Annotated in this window: 17 protein-coding genes; 10 read left to right on the top strand and 7 right to left on the bottom strand. The window is 68.7% G+C overall.

What is annotated here, in order from left to right; all coding sequences use genetic code 11:
- Positions 1 to 164, bottom strand: a 164-nt coding sequence (locus AB0K21_RS15350; RefSeq protein ID WP_364150335.1) for a VOC family protein, incomplete at its 3' end; no start/stop codon positions are given.
- A 628-nt stretch (positions 165 to 792) separates the two neighbouring features.
- Here AB0K21_RS15350 and AB0K21_RS15345 point away from each other — a divergent pair.
- Positions 793 to 1668 (top strand): hypothetical protein, encoded by an 876-nt coding sequence (locus AB0K21_RS15345; RefSeq protein ID WP_364150310.1) that lies wholly within the window; start codon positions 793 to 795, stop codon positions 1666 to 1668.
- Between the two features lie 133 nt (positions 1669 to 1801).
- On the opposite strand, the gene AB0K21_RS15340 is transcribed toward AB0K21_RS15345, so the two are convergent.
- From AB0K21_RS15340 to AB0K21_RS15330, 3 genes are all read right to left on the bottom strand, one after another.
- Complete coding sequence (locus tag AB0K21_RS15340) at positions 1802 to 2629, bottom strand: hypothetical protein (protein ID WP_364150307.1); 828 nt, start codon at positions 2627 to 2629, stop codon at positions 1802 to 1804.
- A gap of 571 nt (positions 2630 to 3200) precedes the next feature.
- A complete protein-coding gene (locus tag AB0K21_RS15335) occupies positions 3201 to 4172 on the bottom strand; it encodes a hypothetical protein (RefSeq protein WP_364150304.1) in 972 nt (323 codons plus the stop codon).
- A gap of 161 nt (positions 4173 to 4333) precedes the next feature.
- Complete coding sequence (locus tag AB0K21_RS15330) at positions 4334 to 5233, bottom strand: helix-turn-helix transcriptional regulator (RefSeq protein WP_364150301.1); 900 nt, start codon at positions 5231 to 5233, stop codon at positions 4334 to 4336.
- A gap of 93 nt (positions 5234 to 5326) precedes the next feature.
- Between AB0K21_RS15330 and AB0K21_RS15325 the strand changes: the two genes are divergently transcribed.
- From AB0K21_RS15325 to AB0K21_RS15285, 9 genes are all read left to right on the top strand, one after another.
- The gene (locus AB0K21_RS15325; RefSeq protein ID WP_343965871.1) at positions 5327 to 5566 is read left to right on the top strand and encodes a hypothetical protein; all 240 of its coding nucleotides are present in this window, start codon (positions 5327 to 5329) and stop codon (positions 5564 to 5566) included.
- 141 nt (positions 5567 to 5707) lie between these two features.
- Positions 5708 to 6232 (top strand): helix-turn-helix domain-containing protein, encoded by a 525-nt coding sequence (locus tag AB0K21_RS15320; RefSeq protein WP_364150297.1) that lies wholly within the window; start codon positions 5708 to 5710, stop codon positions 6230 to 6232.
- Positions 6229 to 7386 (top strand): MFS transporter, encoded by a 1158-nt coding sequence (locus AB0K21_RS15315; protein WP_364150294.1) that lies wholly within the window; start codon positions 6229 to 6231, stop codon positions 7384 to 7386. The genes AB0K21_RS15320 and AB0K21_RS15315 overlap by 4 nt, the downstream gene beginning before the upstream one ends.
- Positions 7367 to 8584: an aminopeptidase gene (locus AB0K21_RS15310; protein ID WP_364150291.1), complete on the top strand. Its 1218-nt coding sequence runs from the start codon at positions 7367 to 7369 to the stop codon at positions 8582 to 8584. The genes AB0K21_RS15315 and AB0K21_RS15310 overlap by 20 nt, the downstream gene beginning before the upstream one ends.
- Positions 8585 to 9141: 557 nt before the next feature.
- Positions 9142 to 9810 carry a Crp/Fnr family transcriptional regulator gene (locus AB0K21_RS15305; RefSeq protein WP_364150288.1) on the top strand — a complete coding sequence of 223 codons (669 nt, stop codon included), beginning with the start codon at positions 9142 to 9144 and terminating at the stop codon, positions 9808 to 9810.
- 104 nt (positions 9811 to 9914) lie between these two features.
- The gene (locus AB0K21_RS15300; RefSeq protein WP_364150285.1) at positions 9915 to 10841 is read left to right on the top strand and encodes a hypothetical protein; all 927 of its coding nucleotides are present in this window, start codon (positions 9915 to 9917) and stop codon (positions 10839 to 10841) included.
- Positions 10825 to 12855, top strand: a complete 2031-nt coding sequence (locus AB0K21_RS15295) for a hypothetical protein (protein ID WP_364150282.1) — start codon at positions 10825 to 10827, stop codon at positions 12853 to 12855. Before AB0K21_RS15300 ends, AB0K21_RS15295 begins: the two co-directional genes overlap by 17 nt.
- Positions 12852 to 13976, top strand: a complete 1125-nt coding sequence (locus AB0K21_RS15290; RefSeq protein ID WP_364150279.1) for a hypothetical protein — start codon at positions 12852 to 12854, stop codon at positions 13974 to 13976. The genes AB0K21_RS15295 and AB0K21_RS15290 overlap by 4 nt, the downstream gene beginning before the upstream one ends.
- The gene (locus AB0K21_RS15285; protein WP_364150276.1) at positions 13969 to 15300 is read left to right on the top strand and encodes a DUF4407 domain-containing protein; all 1332 of its coding nucleotides are present in this window, start codon (positions 13969 to 13971) and stop codon (positions 15298 to 15300) included. The genes AB0K21_RS15290 and AB0K21_RS15285 overlap by 8 nt, the downstream gene beginning before the upstream one ends.
- 76 nt (positions 15301 to 15376) lie before the next feature.
- Here AB0K21_RS15285 and AB0K21_RS15280 read toward each other — a convergent pair whose 3' ends face one another.
- Genes AB0K21_RS15280 through AB0K21_RS15270 form a run of 3 tightly spaced genes read right to left on the bottom strand, consistent with a single transcriptional unit; the run spans position 15377 to position 17856 of the window.
- Complete coding sequence (locus AB0K21_RS15280) at positions 15377 to 15967, bottom strand: TetR/AcrR family transcriptional regulator (RefSeq protein WP_364150273.1); 591 nt, start codon at positions 15965 to 15967, stop codon at positions 15377 to 15379.
- A gap of 24 nt (positions 15968 to 15991) precedes the next feature.
- Positions 15992 to 16717, bottom strand: coding sequence for an ABC transporter ATP-binding protein (locus AB0K21_RS15275; RefSeq protein WP_364150270.1), 726 nt, complete (start codon positions 16715 to 16717; stop codon positions 15992 to 15994).
- The gene (locus tag AB0K21_RS15270) at positions 16714 to 17856 is read right to left on the bottom strand and encodes an ABC transporter permease (protein WP_364150267.1); all 1143 of its coding nucleotides are present in this window, start codon (positions 17854 to 17856) and stop codon (positions 16714 to 16716) included. Before AB0K21_RS15270 ends, AB0K21_RS15275 begins: the two co-directional genes overlap by 4 nt.
- Between the last annotated feature and the right edge of the window lie 76 nt (positions 17857 to 17932).

The following is a 17932-nucleotide window of genomic DNA, read 5'->3' as shown; positions in this document are numbered from 1 at the left end:
AGGATGGACGTGCCGGGCTGCCCGGCGGGGCCGACCGTGATCCAGCGCATCTTGCCCTGTCCGACGTCGTTGCGTACCTCGAAGCCGAGGGTGTCACGGTAGAAGGTCAGGGAGGCGTCCGGGTCGTCGTGCGGGAGGAAGCTCGTGTGAATGGTGATGTCCATGTCTGTCACGTTATCTGCGGTTCGGTGGCCGGTGCTTCTCGAATCCTGATCGGTTCGGCCACCTGTTCACCCGGGATCTCCAGGACCGCCTCCCAGGTGATCGTCGGTTCGGCTTCGCGATCTTCCGGCGGAGGGCTCCTCCCACAGTGAGCCCGTCTCCCCCTGACGGCAGAAAACGGCCCGAACCGGCTCGGCTTCTGGCAGGGTCGAGCGAGACAGGACCGTTGACGGATGACGATCGTTCAAGTTGGCAGTGGTGCTTCTAAAAGCGCGATCGGCGGTGTGCGCGATGGCCTCTGGACGGCAGGCGGGTCACGGTGCCGACGGCGGTGTCCTCCGGGACCGCGATCGGGAGTCCCCCGTCCCGGCACGGACGCGGGTGAAGTGCCGTTTCCGCATGATGGCGGCCGTACTGCTGATGGGAGCCTGCGCCTGCGGGCCCTCCGTACCGCCGTCGGCCACCGACGGGCAGGCTCCGAGCGTCCCTTTCGAAGAAGATAATTCACCGGCGTGGCTCGCCCCGTCGGAGACACCCCCACCCGTGCCCCCTCCCGTTCGGAAGGCCGAAACCCCTTTCGCGCGGGCCTATCCCCGGGCCAGGATCCTGTGGATCCCCGCCAAGGACACGATGTCCCGTTCCGTCGTCGGTGCCCTGCCCGACGGGCGGCTCATCGTCCGCAGGTTCTCCCGGTACCTCCCGTACCTCGACCACGTCGACATCCTCGACCCTGTCACCGGCCGCAGCACGCTGTTGCAACGCGAGAACAGGGAGTCGTACACCGCCGTCGCGGCGGCGCACGGCACGCGCGTGGTGAAGCTCCTCGGAAACAGCGAGCCGGGTGGGTGGATTCTCGAGGTCACCGACATGCGCACCGGCCTGACCCGGCAGGTGATGAACACCTGGGGCGTTCCCGGCGGGCACTGCGGGACCGACTGGCAGTACCCCATCGACCTGCAGTTCCATCGGGGTGAGCTCTACTTCTCCGGGTGCGTCACCAACGCCACCGGAGACGTGGGCGTCTACCGCATGGGCCCCGGCGACAGGACTCCCCTGCTGTGGCTGCGGGGACTGTACGACATCGTCTGGGAGGGCGGCACCTTCCTCGCGAGGTCCCCCGTAGTGGCGGATTCGTCGGATCCCGGGGAGTTCACCGGCTCGCCGCCGGCCCGCTACGGCCCGGACGGGGCCAGGCGCGGCGTTCCCGATCAGGCCTCGTACATCGCCGGGGTGGGCAGGAACCGGGATCTCCTGGAGTACAGCGACGGCACCGTCGCCGGCCTGAGCCCACATGCCAGGAACATCGGCATCTCGCGTCACGGGCGTTTCGCGACGTGGCGCGAGGGCGGGGCCGGATGGCTTCTCGACGCGCGGACACGTACCGCGGTGCGCCTGCCGGGCCGGGAGACGGACAAGGTGAGCGTCTCCAACGCCAGGTACCTCCATTGGAGGACGGCGGACGGCTACCACGTCCTGGACCTGGCGGCCCTGAGCGACCGGGGTTGAGCGTCCTCGTCTCCGGCGAGGACCGGAGCAGGAACGCTCCTCCCGGTTCGAGAAGCCCTATGACAGAGCGGCATGGGACCGCCGACGGCCGGGCCCCTCCACCGGCACGGGTGGAGGGGCCCGGGTCAGCGGATCAGCCCGGGGGGAAGTTGCCGTTCTTGGCGACCGGCAGGGCCAGCTGGCTGGCGCCGCTGAGGGTGGCCTGCTCGACCGGGAGACCGGCGAGGACGGGGTTGATGTGCCGCAGGGTCAGCGAGACCGTGGGCAGGGCGGCCGGGGTGACGATGTCGAACTTCTCCAGGTCGATCCACCGGACGATGTTGAACACTTCGCCCGGGATGTTGTCGCCGGCCTTCTGCACCGGGACGCACAGCTGGCGGGCGTAGAGGACCTGCGCGCCGTGCGTGGGGATCACCGGGGTCAGGACGGGGTTGAGCTGGCGCAGGGACACCTGCTGGTTCAGCGGGTTGTTGGGGGTGATGCCGTAGCACTTGAGGTCGATGTGGCGGACGAGCGACAGCACCTCGGCGGGTGGGGCCACGTTGTTCTTGATGACCGGCACGCACAGCTGCTGCGGGGTGTTCATGGAGATCTGCGTACGTGGCAGGCCCTGGAACAGCGGGTTGAGGTGGCTGAGCACCAGGCCCGTGTTCACCGTGGTGCCGGAGATCTTGTAGCAGGCCAGGTCGATGAACCTGATGAAGTCGAGCGCGGGCGACGGCGGCGCCTGGTTGTTCTTGGCGACCGGGACGCACAGCTGCTCACGCTGGCCGAGGGTGACGGTCTCGATCGGCAGGTTGCCGAGCACGGGGTTGATGTGCCGCAGCGTGAGCGTGGTGGCGGGTGGCTGGTACGGGTTGGTCTTGAAGCATTCGAGGTCGAGGAAGGCGGTCAGATCCTTTGGCGTCGGCAGCGCGAGGGCGGCGGCGGGCGGCACGCAGAGGAATGCCACGGCGAGCATCGCGACGATGGCGGATGTGAGGCGCCGGAGCGTCGATTTTCTACGCCCGTGAATTCCGATTACGGCTCGGTTCATTGCGGCTCCAAAAATCTGGGATGGCCTTCTCAACGCCGAGTGTGTGCCTCCACGACCGGACTTTCAATATTGCTACCACTTTTTGTTATACGCAGAATTCGGACCGGCGGGCCGGGGAGTTACCATCAGACATAAAAGCGTTGTCAGCTCGCCGACAACCGGAACACGGCATCTTTATCGAGGCTCTGGCAACCCGATGGAGCAGGACATCAAAAATACGCACCGGGGTGGGTTGACATGAGAACAGGCTCCCGGTAAGGCTGTGATTCGTTATATCGAGGGATTCCATAATCGGCGTCGACTTCATTCGTCCGTTGGCCACCGGACGCCATTCGAAGCCTTCGGCGAGTATGCGGCTTCAGCCGGTTGCGTAGTGCACGGCCGCAGATTCCGGCCGCCTGTGCGGTTGGTCCAAGATTTTGGCCGTGTAGTTCGCCGGTTGTGCCCTCATCTGCTCGGCGGTCATGCCGCCGAGCAGATGAGGGCGATGCGGGTCTTACCGGTGGTCACGCAGGCGTGCGCGCAGCAGGTTGGGATCGGTGGCCGTGGTGTAGGCGGCGCTGAGCACGTACACGTCGTTGCCGCGCAGCGCGACCGAGGTGGGGTTCTGAAGTCCGTCGGCGGCATCCAGCACGGTGGTGCTGGTGCCGTCGGACCGGATGTGCACGACCGTGTTGGGGGCGTTGAGGGCGGCGAGGATCTCGTCGCCCCGGCCGGTGAAGGTGAAATCGTCGATACCGACCATGCCTGACGCCTTGACCTGCGGTGCTCCCGCACGGTTTCCGGAGCGGATCGGAATGCGCAGGAGGGTGCCCTGGTCGAGGTTGGTCACCCACAGCGCGCCACGGTGTACTTTCGCACCGTTGGCTCCGAGGAAGCCGGTCGAGGCGAGTTCGGGGGCGGTGGACCACGCGGTGGGAGTGCCGCCGGTGACGGGGACGGTCCACACGGTGCCGAGCACCGAGTCGGTGATGTAGAGCCGTTCACCGTGCTCACCCAGTGCCAGCCCGTTGGGCAGGCCGTTTGCGGGCAGCGCGGCGATGCGCTGCGGGACCTGCCCGGGGCGCAGCCGCCACAGCCCTGTCAGATCGGCCGTGCCGGTCGCGTACAGCACGTACACGGTGCCGTCCGAGGTACGGGCGATGCCGGTGGCCAGAGGGAAACCGAGGATCGGTGTGTTGACCCCGCCGTCGGCGGGTGCGGGCAGCGTCGCCAGGATGCGCGTCGTACCCCGGGGGGTGATCTGAGCCACCTGGCGGCTGGCGGCGAAGGTGATGTTCGCCGTGCCGTCGGGCAGCAGGGTGATGTTCTCCGGCATCTGGCCCGCGGACAGGTCGAAGTGGGTGGCGATCCGCACGTCCGTCAGCGGCCCCTTGGGGGGCGTCGCGTTGGCCGGCGCGGCCGTCGTCAGGGTGGCCGCGGCCATCAGAAGGGCCGACATGGTGATCTTGATGCTTCGCTTGGACATGGTTCCTTCACTGTTTTCGGGCATGCGGCAGCCGCGGTGCGGCGCCGTGGTCGAGGGGGCGCCTCGGAGGGAAGGTCGCGATCGTGCTGCCGACCGGCAGGCGTGGGAGCGGTCGGCGACAGGGCGGCCCGGCAGGGACGCCGCGGACGGAGGGGCTCAGGTCAGGTGGCGCGGATTTCGGCTCCGTGGCGCGGCTGGGCCGCTTCCTGCGATGCGGTGACGTGGGCGAGCAGGGTCAGGGCTGTCGCAGAGGGGGAGCCGGGATCGGCTGTGGCCACCACCAGGGCCGGGCCGTTTCCCTGCGGGCTCTGCAGCGTCTGCTGGGTGACCGTCAATGTCCCGACCAGGGGGTGGCGCATCTCGTAGTCGGCGACATCGCAGGGTAGAACCCGGTGATCGGCCCACATCGCGGCGAACTCCGGACTCCGCATGGTCAGCTCGCCGATCAGTCCGGCCAGCAATGGATCGTCCGGGTATCGCCCAGCCGTCGGGCGCAGGTTGCCCACCACGGCCCTGGCCTTGGCGAGCCAGTCGGTGTACAGGTCACGGGTGTGCGCGTCAAGGAACACCAGCCTGGCCATGTTCGGCCGCCGGCCTGGGTCGTTGGGGCCGTCCGGGTCGAGATGGCCGGCGAACAGCCCGTGACCTTGGCGGTTCCAGGCCAGGACATCGCTGCGGCGGCCGATCACGATGGCGGGTGTGCGCTCGAAGGCTGCCAGCAGAGCGCTGGTCGCCGGGGTGACGCGTTCGGCACGCGGCCGGCCCGCGGGTCCGCCCCGTCCCGGTGCGCGGGCCAGGGTGTGCAGATGGGCACGCTCGGACTCATCCAGTCGCAGGGCACCCGCTATGGCGTCGAGCACCTCGCGCGAGGCGTTGCGTGACTGGCCCTGCTCCAGGCGGGTGTAGTAGGGCGCGCTGATGCCTGCGAGCATCGCGAGCTCCTCCCGCCGCAGCCCAGGCACCCGGCGCCGCTCGCCGTAGGTCTGCAGCCCGACGTCTTCCGGCCGCAGCTGGCCCCGGCGTGTCTGGAGGAAGTCGGCGAGATGCCCGTGCTCGTTCATGGAACCGAGTATGCGTGCCACCGACGATCCGCGCCTCACCCCGCTGGGGTAGGGATCCGCAGGGTCTGGCTCACCCGAGCCCCTGCCTCCAGGATGAGCGCGTTCGCCTTCGTCGTCGGCGGCGCCGACCACGGCATCGTGCGCTGGGGCTGGCACTTTCGCGAGCAGGGCAGGGGCAGCATCGTCCAGCAGTCCTGGCGGCTGTCACGCGCCGATGCGGTCCTGGGCGAGACCCGCGAGGACGTCCAGGCGTTGCGCGACCACATGGCCGACAGCGCGGAGTCCACTCTGCTCGCCCTGGCGGAGTGGATCGCCGGCCATCGTACCCGCTGATCATTCGGGCCCGTCTCCGGTACGCCGCTGCCGCCGGGAGCGCCGGTCGAGAGGCGACCGCATTCGAGGAAATCGGTGGGATGCCGAGGCGGTGCCCGCCACCCCTTTCCCAAGGCTTGTTGGAAATGTCATAATCCCAACATGTCTTGGGAAAATGGTGACGGCCTGGTGCCGCTGCGCGCGCTGGCGAACCCGCTCCGGATCCGCATCGTGTCGCTGCTCACCGGCACGTCCATGTCGGCCACCGAGGTCGCGGAGGAACTGGGCATCGCCCACGCCTCCGCCAGCTACCACCTGCGCCAGCTGGCCGAGGCCGGCTTCCTGCAACAGGTGGACGAGCGGCCGTCACCGGGCGGCAAGGGCAGACCCCGCCGGCTCTACCGTTACGACCCCTCCAGCGGCGCGCGGCTGGACCGCGCGAACGGCCGGCAGCTCGTGCACGAGGCGCTCAGCACCGACCTGGCACGACGCCTCGTCCAGACAAAGCTGCAGCGCATGTCCATGGACGCCGAGGTATGGCTGGATCGCACCGTGTGGGAGGAGATCGTCGGACTGATCGAGCAGGCGGTCGCGCTGGCCCACGACAAGGCCGGACCGCCCCGCTCCGGCGACCGGGTCAAGGTGAGCATGACCGCGATCCTGCTGGAACTCGACGACGTGCGATGACCCGCCCGCTGATGGTGTGCGCGGGAGCGTGCTTCCTGTCGCTCGGGCTGCTCATCCCCACGATCCCCAAGTACGTCACCGGCCCGCTGAACCAGGGGCCGGGCCTGGTCGGCGGTTGCTTGGCGATCACCGCCGTGTGCGCCGTGCTCTTCCGCCCGCCGGCCGGTCGGCTGGCCGACCGGCGTGGCCGCAGGGCGGCGGCCTGCACCGGCGCCGCGCTGCTGGCGATCACCTCCTTCGCCGTGCTCATGGTCGAGTCGCTGCCGCTGTTCCTGGCGTGCCGGGCGGTCGCGGGAGCAGGGGAGGCCCTGACCTACGTCGGCCTGGCCGCCGCGGCCAGCGACCACGACCGTCCGGGCGCCGCGATCAACCGTTTCTCCATCGCGGTCAACGCCGGCCTGCTCGCCGGACCGGCGCTCGCCGAGGCCGGCCACTCCGTCGCCGGCCTGCGGGCCGTATGGGCACTGTCCGGAGCCGTGGCCCTCGCGGCCTTCGTGGCCTGCCTGTTCCTGCCCGCGGGCCCGGTCGTCGCCGGCGATCCGGCCGGTACGAGGAAGGCCGGGCCGCTCGTGCATCGCGCGGGACTGCGTCCCGGGCTGGCGTACTGGGCGTCGGTGTGGGGATACACCGCCTTCAGCGCCTTCCTCCCGCTGCACGTCGCCGCGCTGGGCGGGAGCGGCAGCGGCCCGCACTTCCTCGTCTACGGCGGCGTGCTGCTCGCCGTGCGGCTCGGCGGCCAACGATGGACGAACCGGATGGACCCGCGTGGGACGGCGACCGCGGCGCTGCTGGTCACCGCGGCCGGGCTGGCCCTGCTCGTCGCCTGGCCGTCCGTGACCGGGGCGCTGGCCGCCGCGGCGGTGATCGGCGCCGGGCAGGCGCTGGGGCTTCCCGCGTTCCTCACGATGGCGGTGGCCGGTCTGCCCGCCGCGCAGCGCGGCTCGGCGGTGGCCACCACGACGGCGTTCTTCGATCTCGGGTTCATGACGGCCGCGCTCGCGCTGGGCGCCATCGTGCAGTCGTCCGGCCTGACCTACGGCTTCGCCGTCGCGGGCTGCGTGCCGGCCCTGGCGCCGCTGCTGTTCCTCTCCCGCTCTCGCAAGACCCGCAGGACATCACCCCAAGGAGACAGCCGTGACCATTCCCACCGCTGAGCTGGCCGGCTACGCCGACGTCGTCTTCGACGTCGCCGTACCGGTCGTCGCCGGCGACCGGGTGCTGATCAACGCCGAGATCGAGCACGCCCCGCTCGCCCGCGCCCTGGCCGAGGCGGCATACGCCCGAGGTGCCCGCTATGCCGACATCTGGTACTTCGACCCCTACGCGAAGCGATCCCGGGTCCAGCACGCGGACGCGGCCACGCTGAGCGAGGTCCCGGCCTGGCTGGACGCGCGCAACGAGGAGCTGGCCCGCCACTGCGGCATCCTGCTCAACATCCGCGGCGCCGCGGCACCGGATCTCCTCGCCGGGCAGGACCCGGTACGGGCGGGCCTGGACCGCATGCCGTACCTCACGTCGAGGCAGCGGCTGCAGCTCGGCAACCTCGTCCGCTGGGCGATGGTCCCCTGCCCGACCGCGGAATGGGCGCGCGCGGTCTTCGGGGAGCCGGACGAAATCCGCCTCTGGCAGCACCTGCGCCCGATACTGCGCCTGGACCGGCCCGATCCCCGTGCCGCCTGGGAGCAGCGGATCGCCGAGTTGCTGGGCCGCGCGGGGGTGCTGAACGGGATGCGGCTCGACGCCGTCCGGTTCGAAGGGCCGGGCACCGACCTGACCGTCGGCCTGCTCCCGGACGCGCACTGGACCGCGGCGCGCCTCGAATCCGTGCGGGGGCACCGCTTCCAGGCCAACCTCCCCACCGAGGAGGTGTTCACCACGCCTGACCACCGCCGGGTGGAGGGCACCGTCCGTTCGACGCGGCCACTCGCGCTCAACGGGAACGTCATTCGCGACCTGGAGCTGACCTTCACCGCCGGGGTGGTGACGGAGGTGAGGGCGAGCGCCGGCGCCGACGTGGTCCGCACCCACCAGGCGACCGACGCGGGCGCGGCCCGTCTGGGCGAGCTGGCCCTGGTCGACGGCTCGTCGCCGGTCGGGCGATCGGGCCTCACCTTTCTCGAGACCCTGCTGGACGAGAACGCCACCTGCCATCTGGCCTGGGGCGCCGGCCTGCCTCCGGGCGTGCCCGAGCACCTGCGCGAACGGGACGCCGCCGGGCTTGAGGCGGCCGGGGTCAACATCTCCGGTGTGCACGTCGACTTCATGGTGGGCGGTCCCGACGTCACCGTCACGGGGATCGGGCACGACGGCGGCGCGATCGAGTTGCTCCGCGGCGACGAGTGGCAGGTCTGAGTCGAAGACGAGTCCACGGAGCCGGGTCCAGCCGGTCTTGTGCGGCCGGTGTCCGAAAGATCGTGCTTCGCACCCCAACGGACACACCAAGGGTCAGTCGACACAAGAATATTTATTGTGCACTGAGTTCACAATATGCTTTACTCGTGATGCACGCTCACCTTCGAAAGGGGGCCCCGCGACAGCCTCGCCCCACGGGCGCGTCTCGCGTGGCCCCCCATCGCGACCACCAGCCGACCCTTTATGAGGACCCCGACTCACCGACGACTTCCCGTACGCAAAGACGGAGCCTCCCGAGCAACAGCGCAATCCCAGAGGAGATGCCTGATGTTCCGCCAGATCATGCCAATCACAGGAATATTGTTCCGCTCTCCCGAAAATTTCGACCCACCCTTTTCGGCAAGCCGAACAAACGCCACATATCTACGCCGATAACCATCTAACCTGGCCACCACATATTCCAGGGTGTGGCTTCCAACAGCTTCACATCGATGACTCAAGGCGCTTAGTCCGTGATAAATGATCAAATTCCCGCCAGGTGGCCCATCGGCACCCTCATGGACAGACTCAGCCCGGAGGAGCGGAAGGAACTTCTGGGTCTCGTGCCGCCGTCCCCGCGGCAGGCCGGCGAAACACTCATCTATCAGGGAGACCGAGAGAGGTCCGAGGTCTATCTGCTGAGGTCCGTCCCCGGCCAGCTGCTCACGGCGTGCGTGAAGGTGACGGCCTACCTGGAATCGGGCGGAGCGGCCATATTGGGCATCCGGGTCAGCGGCGATGTGGTCGGCGAGCTGGCGGCTCTGCGCAGAGAGCCGAGATCGGCCATGGTGACCGCGTGCAGTCCGATGTTGGTGCACGTCATCCGCGCGGAGGCGTTCACCGACTTCCTCGACCGTCATCCGGCGGCATGGAACGCACTGGCCAGGATGATCGCCGACCGGCTCGACTGGGCCAACCGCAGAAGAGCCGACTTCGCCCAGTTCAGCGTGCCCGTACGGGTCGCGAACGTGCTCGTGGAACTCTCCGGCCGGCATGGGGTCGACAGGGCGGACGGCAAACGGGACCTGGGAGTCGATCTCACCCATGAGGAGATCGCCAATCTTGTCGGGGCCAGAAAAGACGCCGTCTTCAAGGCCATCCGACGTTTCAAGGAGCTTGACCTGATCGACCCCGGTCATCGCAGGAAGCTCGTCATCGACCCAATCGGTCTGTCCAATTACCGGTAAAACGTACTGGTACGTCTTGAGGCGATGCGATCTTCGCCAGACTCGTCCCCGGCGATCTCCCCCACCGCTCTGGTGGATCTTTCTCGCAACCACAAGGTGACGTGATGCTCGATTCTGATTTCAGCCGCCGCTTGGTCATGGCGGTCGACGCGGAGGGATACGGCCGCGGCGACGACCTACGGCACGACTCGATCCAGTCGGGCCTGGCCCAGGTCATGGACCGTGGCGCACGAGAGGCCGGCCTGCGCCGCGAGACCTGGGCCCGCCAGGAAGCCGGCGACGGTGAGGTCATCGTCCTTCCCGAAAGGGAGGGCGAGCTTCGGGTCGTCGACGACCTGGTCCACCGCGTGCGCAAGGCGCTCCACGACCACAACCGCGAACGCCGAGACGACGCCCGCCTGCGAATACGCATCGCGATCGGCCACGGCGTCGTGAAACGCGGCGCGATGGGCTTCGTCGGCCAGGTCGTGGTGACCACCAGCCGGCTGCTCGACGCGCAGGCCGCCCGTACCGCCCTGAAGGTGAACCCGCGCGCCGACCTGGTGCTGATCCTCACCGATCGGCTCTATGAGGACGTCGTCCGACAGCTCCACACCTCCTACCGGCCAGAGTCGTTCACCCGGCTGGAGGTACCGACCAAGGAGCGCACCGAAATCGCCTGGATGTGGATTCCTTCCGAGGACCTGGATCAGAGAGGAACTGTCGACATGGACAACCTGCCCGAGGTCGCGGACACCCTGTGGGCCCTGATCGCCGGAGGCGCCATCGAACGTCTCGGCGCCTACGGCACCGAGACCGGCCTCGGTGGAGCCCGCAGACTGCTCGCGAAGATCACGAAATTCCGGTCGGAGCAGGGCCAACCGACCGCCCCGGAGTCGCGTGACGACCTGCTGGAGTCTCTGGAGAAGCTGGTGCGCGTCGACCCCACCGCGAAGCGGTTCGCGCAGCAGTTCAATGCCGAGCAGATGACCGTAAACATGATCACCGCTCCCGTTTCCGGGGAGGAGATCAACTTTGGCATCCGAAACTGATTCGCCGCCCGATGGCGTCCTGATCGGCGAGGCGGCCATGCCGGTGGATCTGACCGATCAGGCCGAGGCGACGGACGAAGGTTTCGCGCAGGTCTCCCAGGTCCAGACCGTCATCAACCACATTCACGGCAACGTGGGGGACGCCTCTTTCGGCATCTCGGGTTCCCGCCCCAGGTCCCGCCGCACCGCAGGACCCGTATCCGCTGACGAGATGGCGGAGGCCCGCACCCGCCACGTGCGCCATGCCACCTACGAGGCCGCCGCCGAACAGCTGGGCAGATGCAACATGGTGGCCTTGATCGGCAATGCCGGCACCGGCCGCCGGACGGCGGCGCTCAATCTGCTTCATGACGTCGTCGGGGGACGACGCGAGGTGGTGGAACTCAGCCCGGCCTACACGCTGGAGAAGCTGGCCGCCCGCGAATACCGGAAGGCTCACGGCTATTTGCTGTGCGACTGGCCCAAGGACGACATCGACGGAAGCATCGCCGACTTCCACGTACGGGAGATCAGGCGCCGCGTGCGCGATGCCGGGGCCTACCTGGTGATCACGACGACGGCGACCTCGCTGCCGGAAAGAGACCGGATTCTCTGGCTACCTCCGCCGGCCCGCGACGTCCTGCTGGCTCACCAGGTGGCGCCCGAGGTCGCCGACGAGGCGGCCGCGCGGATCACCGTCGACCATGCCATGGCCGACGTGGTGACACTGGCGCGCGACCTGGCCTCGGGGATTCCGCTGGGCAATGCGCTCGGCAGGCTGGAGTCCGCCGGGCGGCGCGATGTGGTCGCCTGGTTCGACGGCCCGCGTACTCGGGGGGAGCTCTTCGAGATGGCCGCGATGGCCTTCATCGCCGGCCTTCCGGAAGCCGGCTTCGAGTCGCTGCTCGCCCGGCTGGAGTCGATCGCCGGTATCGGCGCCGAGGGTGCGGTCGCCGTTTCCGCGGATGATCCGATGCCGAGCCGCCGCCTGCTTCGGGTGGCGGAGGGCTCGCTTTTCAGCCTGTCGCCGGGGCGCAGGCTGGAGTTCAGGGTCCCGAGTCATCGAACGCATGTGATGCGGGAGCTGTACCGGCGACACGGCATGCGGTTGTGGGAGCCGGTCACCGAATGGCTCCATGAGTGCGCGGCTCTCCGCGACCCGAGCGCGCAGGCGGAGATCGCCAGGGGCGTGGCGGTTCTCGCCTCTGTCTCGGACTACTCGTACGTCGAGAGCACTTTTCTCACCCCCTGGGCCCGTGGAAGAGGCGTCATGCGCAGCCAGGCCACCGCCGCGATGGCCATCTCATGGTTGTGCCTGGACGAGACGACCCGTCCGGAGGTGCTGCGTACCGTCAGCTTGTGGACGCGGGCGTCCGCCGCCAGACCCAAATTCACCGCCACCCTCGCCTGGTCCGGTGAGCTGGGCATCCGGTTCCCGCTGGAGGCGGTCCGGATGCTCTGGATACAGATCAGAGGCAGTGAGAAGCCTGTCCGGCATGCGGAGATCGCGCTCGCCCGTCTGTTCGCGGCGCTGACCGAGGCCACCGGTAACGCCCTGCCGATGCTCGACTGGCTGGCACGTCAGATCGGCAACGACAGGCGGATCGGCCGCGCGGTCGATCCGCTGATTCGGGCGATCTTGAGTGTCCTGTCGGCTCGCGCGGATGGCGTCGGGCCTCCCACGGTCACCGCTCATCTGCGCAGTTGCCCCGGTTCCGCCGTCCCCCTCGCCGAACTCTGGTCCGCGGTTCTCGTCAAGCGCCCTCACCGCAAGGATGCGCTGGCCGCCCTGTACGACGCCGTCTGCGCCTTCGATGGGCGCGACGGCGATGACCGCGACCATGTCCATGCCCTGTTCGCGGCGCTCGTGGAGACGCTCCCGGCCAAGGAACGGCCGCTACTCGCCCACGACCTGCGGCGTTATGCCATCTCCCGCGACACCGACGAGAACCGGCTGGAGATTCTCCTGTCGCTGCTCCGGGTCTTCCTGAGCCCGGCCGTTCTGTCCCTCGACACCATCGGAAAGCGTCCATGAGCTACCCCGTGATCAGCCAGACCTCCCTTGATCCTGTCGCCAGGCAAGGGTTCCTGAGCAAACCCCGGCGCCCGATCTCCAGCCTCCCCCGCCAGCTTCCGCACCAGCGACTCGTCTTCGAGTACGACGGCACGTTCGTGCTGGGCGACCGGCTGCTGCGCGGCGACGAACCGCACGTGCTGCACGCCGCCAGCGTCAGCGTCGTGGACGTGACCAAGGATCACCCCACCACGATCCAGGTGCCGATCAACTCCTCCGGCGCCCACGACTTCACCGTCTCGATCCACTTCCGCTGCACGGTCGACGAACCGATCGAGGTGGTGCGCGCCGGTCTGACCGACGTCAACGAGCACCTGGTCACCTACATCCAGGCCTACCACAAGCTCTTCGAACTCGGCCGTGGCCACGGGTTGCACGAGGTCCACGAGTTGTGGACGCTCGTGCACGCCCAGGTGAAGGCTTACACGACCGTGGTGCCCTGTGTGCTGCCCGGCATGACGGCCGAGTTCTCCGGGCTCAACGTGCACGCCCCCGACGAGATCGCCCAGAAGCGGCGACACTACGAGACCAGCCTGCACAACATCAAGGGCGAACACGGCCTCCGCGACGTCAAACGCAGGCTCGATCGTGACTACGAACTCGACGAGCAGGATTATCTGCACGCCAAGGGCCACAGCGCGAACGACTTCACCCGGCAGGAGGCGGCCCTCGACCGGGATCAGCAGATCACCGAGGCCAAGAAGATCAGGGACCTCCTCAACAGTGGTCCCGGCGCCGCCGACGGCCTGTACGTCACCGTTCGCGGTCTCAGCGAACAGCAGATCGCCGAACGTTACGCCGCCCTGGGCGACCGGGAGTACAGCGCCATCCAGCGCGGAATCCAACTGGAGCACGACCTGCAGGTCGTTCAGGCCCGTGCCCGGGCCGATGTCGTCCGGGCGGCGATCGCCCAGGGCCTGTTCAACGAGACGACCGGCAAGGAACTGCTCGCCACCTTCGACGACGTCGAGCCGGAAGCGGAGGCGAAGCACCTCGAAAGACCCGCTTACCAGGCCCACGCCGAGGTGACGGCAGGCGACAGCGACGACGACTTCTTCATGGAGGAGGACGTCCGTGGTTGACATCCTCCACGGCCCCAAGGCGGCCCAGCAGCACAGACGGCACCCCCGGCGGCGGGAGAAGCCCGATCTTGGGAGGTTCTTCCGACGGTTCACCGGAGTCGACGAGAAGATCCTCGCGAGTGTTCCTCAGGAACGCTCCCGCTACACCAGTCTCGGCGGGATCGTGGCCAGCACCGCACTCATAGCGGGCACCTCCCTGCTGGGCGCGCTGACCCTGATTTCGCAGGCGTCTCCGCTGTATCTGTTGCCGGTGGCAGCGCTGTGGGGCCTGATCGTCGCCAACATCGACCGGTTTCTGATCACCAGCCTCACCGGTGACAACGACGGCTGGTCCCGTTGGGGCAACCTGCTCATCCGGCTCGCCCTCGCCGTCGTCATCGGCGTCTTCATCGCCGAGCCCTTGACCCTCAAGCTCTTCCAGGAACGGCTCGACCGGCAGATCATGGCGGAACGCGACCAGGTGATCAGCCTGACGGAGAGCCGGTACAAGCAGTGCAACCCCCTCAAGGGACCGGATCCCGGAGGTGTCGACTGCGCCGATTTCGTCCTCGACGGCGGCGGCCGGGCACTCGCCGTCGAAGGCAACATGACGGCGAGGCAGAGCGTCCTCAAGGCCGCGGAGGATCGGCTGGCAGCGGACATCAAGGAGAAGGAGAAGCTGAAGGGAGACCGCAACCGGGAGTGCTACGGCATCAAGGTCCTGGGCCAGACCACGGGCGTGTTCGGCAACGGACCCGAGTGCAAGGTCAGAAAGAACGAGTTCAACACCTTCGTCGCCAACCACGACATCCCCCGGCAGCAGACGGAGGTGGCGAAACTCAAGGCGGAGCTCGGTTCTCTCGCGGCCGATCGCGCCAGTGCGGAAACGGAACGCGCGGCGGTACTCAGCAAGAAGATCACCGAGCGCGTCGAGGAGAAGAAACGGGCCTACACCCACATCGGCCTGCTTGACCGATGGGAGGCATTGGGTACGGTCGCAGGGCAGAGCGGCATGGTCAACTTCGCTCACTGGTTGTTGCGCGTCATCTTCGTGCTGCTCGACTGCATGCCGATCATCTCGAAGATGCTGAACGGCAAGACCGAGTACGACCGCCTTCTCACCCAGGAACTGCGCGCGGGCTCGGCCTGCCACGAGGCCGAACTGAACTTCACCACCCGGCAGAGGACCGGCGAGTACGAGATCCGACTGCGCGAGGAAGAGCGCCGGCTGAAAGCCGAACGCGGCCGGATCGACCGAGATCAGCGCGTGGACGAGGCTTCCAGGGACGACGAAATCGATCGCCTCGCCCGTACTTTCATGAGCTCGATGCCTACGCGCCGGTAAGGACCGGAGCGACCGCGAGCCCTTCCGTGACACCACCGGTCACTTCCTGGGGTTACATGTCCTTCGGTTCGTCAGTTCAGGACGTCGTCTTGCCCGAGGTGCGCACGAACGGCTCCAGCAGGGCCCGCGCGGACTCCCAGGTGGTCTGCAGGTCGGTGCCGGACTCGATCAGCCGGGACCCGGCGAACACGATGGCATTGATCATCTCCGCCGTCTCGGGCACCGCGGGGACGCCGAGGTGGCGCAGCGCCTCCACGAGCGGCTCCAGGAGCTGCTGGTGCATGGCACGGCTCTGCTCGGCGACCGTGTCGCCCGGCGCGACCTCCGCGAGGACGGTGGCCAGCGCGTGCTCGCCCTCGGTGATGAGCTCGAAGTTGGTCAGCACGTAGGCGAGTACCCGGTCGGCGGGGGTCGCGGCAGCGTCCATCGCGGCGGCGACCCGGGCCGACCAGCGGGGGAAGACGTCCTCCACCACCGCGTTGAGCAGGTCCTCCGATGACCGGAAGTACTGGTAAAGGCTGACCCGGGCCAGCCCGGCGCGCGCCGCGACCCGGGTCAGCGTCGGTGGGCGGCCGGTCTCCGCGAGGATCTCCCTGGCCGCGTCGAGCAGCATCCGGTGCTGGGCGGCCCGATGCTCGGCGACGGTCGCCGCCTGAATGCGTGGCACCTGCCCTCCTCCACCATGGTCGGCCTACTTCGACAGTCTCCCATCCACCATCGACAGAACGCGGTCACAGTGGCCGAGTACATCGTGATCGTGGGTGACCATGATCGTCGCGACTGCGGACTCGTGCGTCTCGTGCGCGAGCAACGTGACGATGTCGTCGCTGCGGGCGCGGTCGAGCGCGGCGGTCGGCTCGTCCACCAGCAGTACGGCCGGGCGGGTGACGAGTGCGCGGGCGATGCCCACGCGCTGTCGCTCACCGCCGGACAGCTGGTGGGGGCGGTGCCCGGCGCGGTGCCCCATGCCGACCCGATCGAGCAGCTCTCGCGGGTCGTGACCGTCACCCGCGCGTTTGCCCGCCACGTCGAGCGCGAAGCGGAGTTGGTCGAGCGCGGTGAGGGCCGGGATGAGGTTGCCGGACTGGAAGACGAACCCGATCCGTTCGCGGCGGTGGCGCGCCTTCTCACGAGCGCTCGCCCGGGAGATGTCGACGCCGTCGAGCAGGACCCGGCCGGTGTCGGGCGTGGTGAGCGCGCCGGCGACGGCGAGCAGGCTCGACTTGCCGGAACCGGACGGCCCGACGACGGCGACGAACTCGCCGGACGCCACGTCGAGGTCGACGTCGTCGAGCGCGGTGACCGTGGCGTCGCCGTCGCCGAGGGACAGGGTGACGCCCTCCACCAGCAGGCCGCGGCGTTCCTGGGCGCCGGCCCGGCGGGAGTCCGGGCGCGGGGACGTGGAGCTGGTGGTCATCTTTGCCCTCCCAGGGCTGCGAGCGGGTCGACGCGGACGATGCGGCCCACGGCCGCCGCGGCACCGGCGAGGCCGAGGCCGATGAGGAGCAGCGCGGCGAAGACGAGCGAGCCCACCTCCAGCGCGAACGGCATGGGCGTTGTAGTGAGCAGCGTGCCGCCGCCCACCCCGATCAGGAGGCCCACGGCGGTGGACGCGGTCAGGATGACGGTCGCCTGGATCATCGTGTCCCGCATGAGGTAGCCGGTCGAGGCGCCCATGGCCCGTACGACGGCGAGTTCGTGCTTACGCTGGATCGTCCACACGGTGAAGAACGTTCCGACGACGAGCGCGGAGATGGCGTACAGGAAGACCTGGATGAGCGTGAGCGTGGAGGTCTCGGCGGAGTAGCCGGGGGAGGCGCTGAAGGACTCCTTGAGCGTCATGCTCGTGGTGCCCGCCGCGGCGTCGCCGCCGGACAGGTCGATCCGGTTTCCGTCCCGGGCGCGCAGGGCGATGGCCGTGGCCTCCTCGTACGCCCCGTCACGCGCCTCGTCGCCCGGCCCGGCGCCCGCGTGCACCTGCTGCCAGGCGCGCAGCGGCAGGTACGCCACGTCGACGTGCCCGAAGGTGCGCTGGTCGCCCGTGGTGCCGACGACCTTGAGCCGGGTGCCCAGGCGGTCGATGACGACGGTGTCGCCGATGGCCAGGCCCTCGTCCAGGACGGTCTGGCTGACCACGATCCCGTCGGGGTCGCCGAGTCCCGCGCCGTCGGAGACGGCGGGCGCGAGGAACGAGCCGGGCTCGACGCCGAACAGGGCCAGGTCGATCGGCACCTGGGCGCCGGCGGCGGTCGTGGCCTTGGCGTTGACCAGCATGTTGCCGAACGGCGCGGCGTCGCCGACGTCGTCTCGGCCCTTCCACGCCTCGGCCTGGTTCAGGTTGACGGTGCTGCGGGAGAAGGCGGAGTCGGTCTTGGTGCCCTCGGCGAAGGCGAACGCGGTGACGGGCAGCCGCTGGAGCCCGGAGACGCCGTCGTTGACGAGCCCGGAGGAGAGGCCGGACAGCAACACGACGAGGATCGCGATGAGGGCGACGACTCCGCCCATCAGGCCGAAACGTGCGCGGGCGAAGACCAGCTCGCGCCAGGCCAGGAACATGGCACTCCTTCACAGGAACGGATTTCACGGGGACGAGCGCCCCGACTTACCGACGCGCCGTTGGTAAGATACCAAC

The sequence above is a fragment of the Streptosporangium sp. NPDC049248 genome, from assembly GCF_040678965.1.
Lineage (GTDB): Bacteria > Actinomycetota > Actinomycetes > Streptosporangiales > Streptosporangiaceae > Streptosporangium > Streptosporangium fukuiense.
This window is presented reverse-complemented; position numbering and strand designations above follow the sequence as displayed.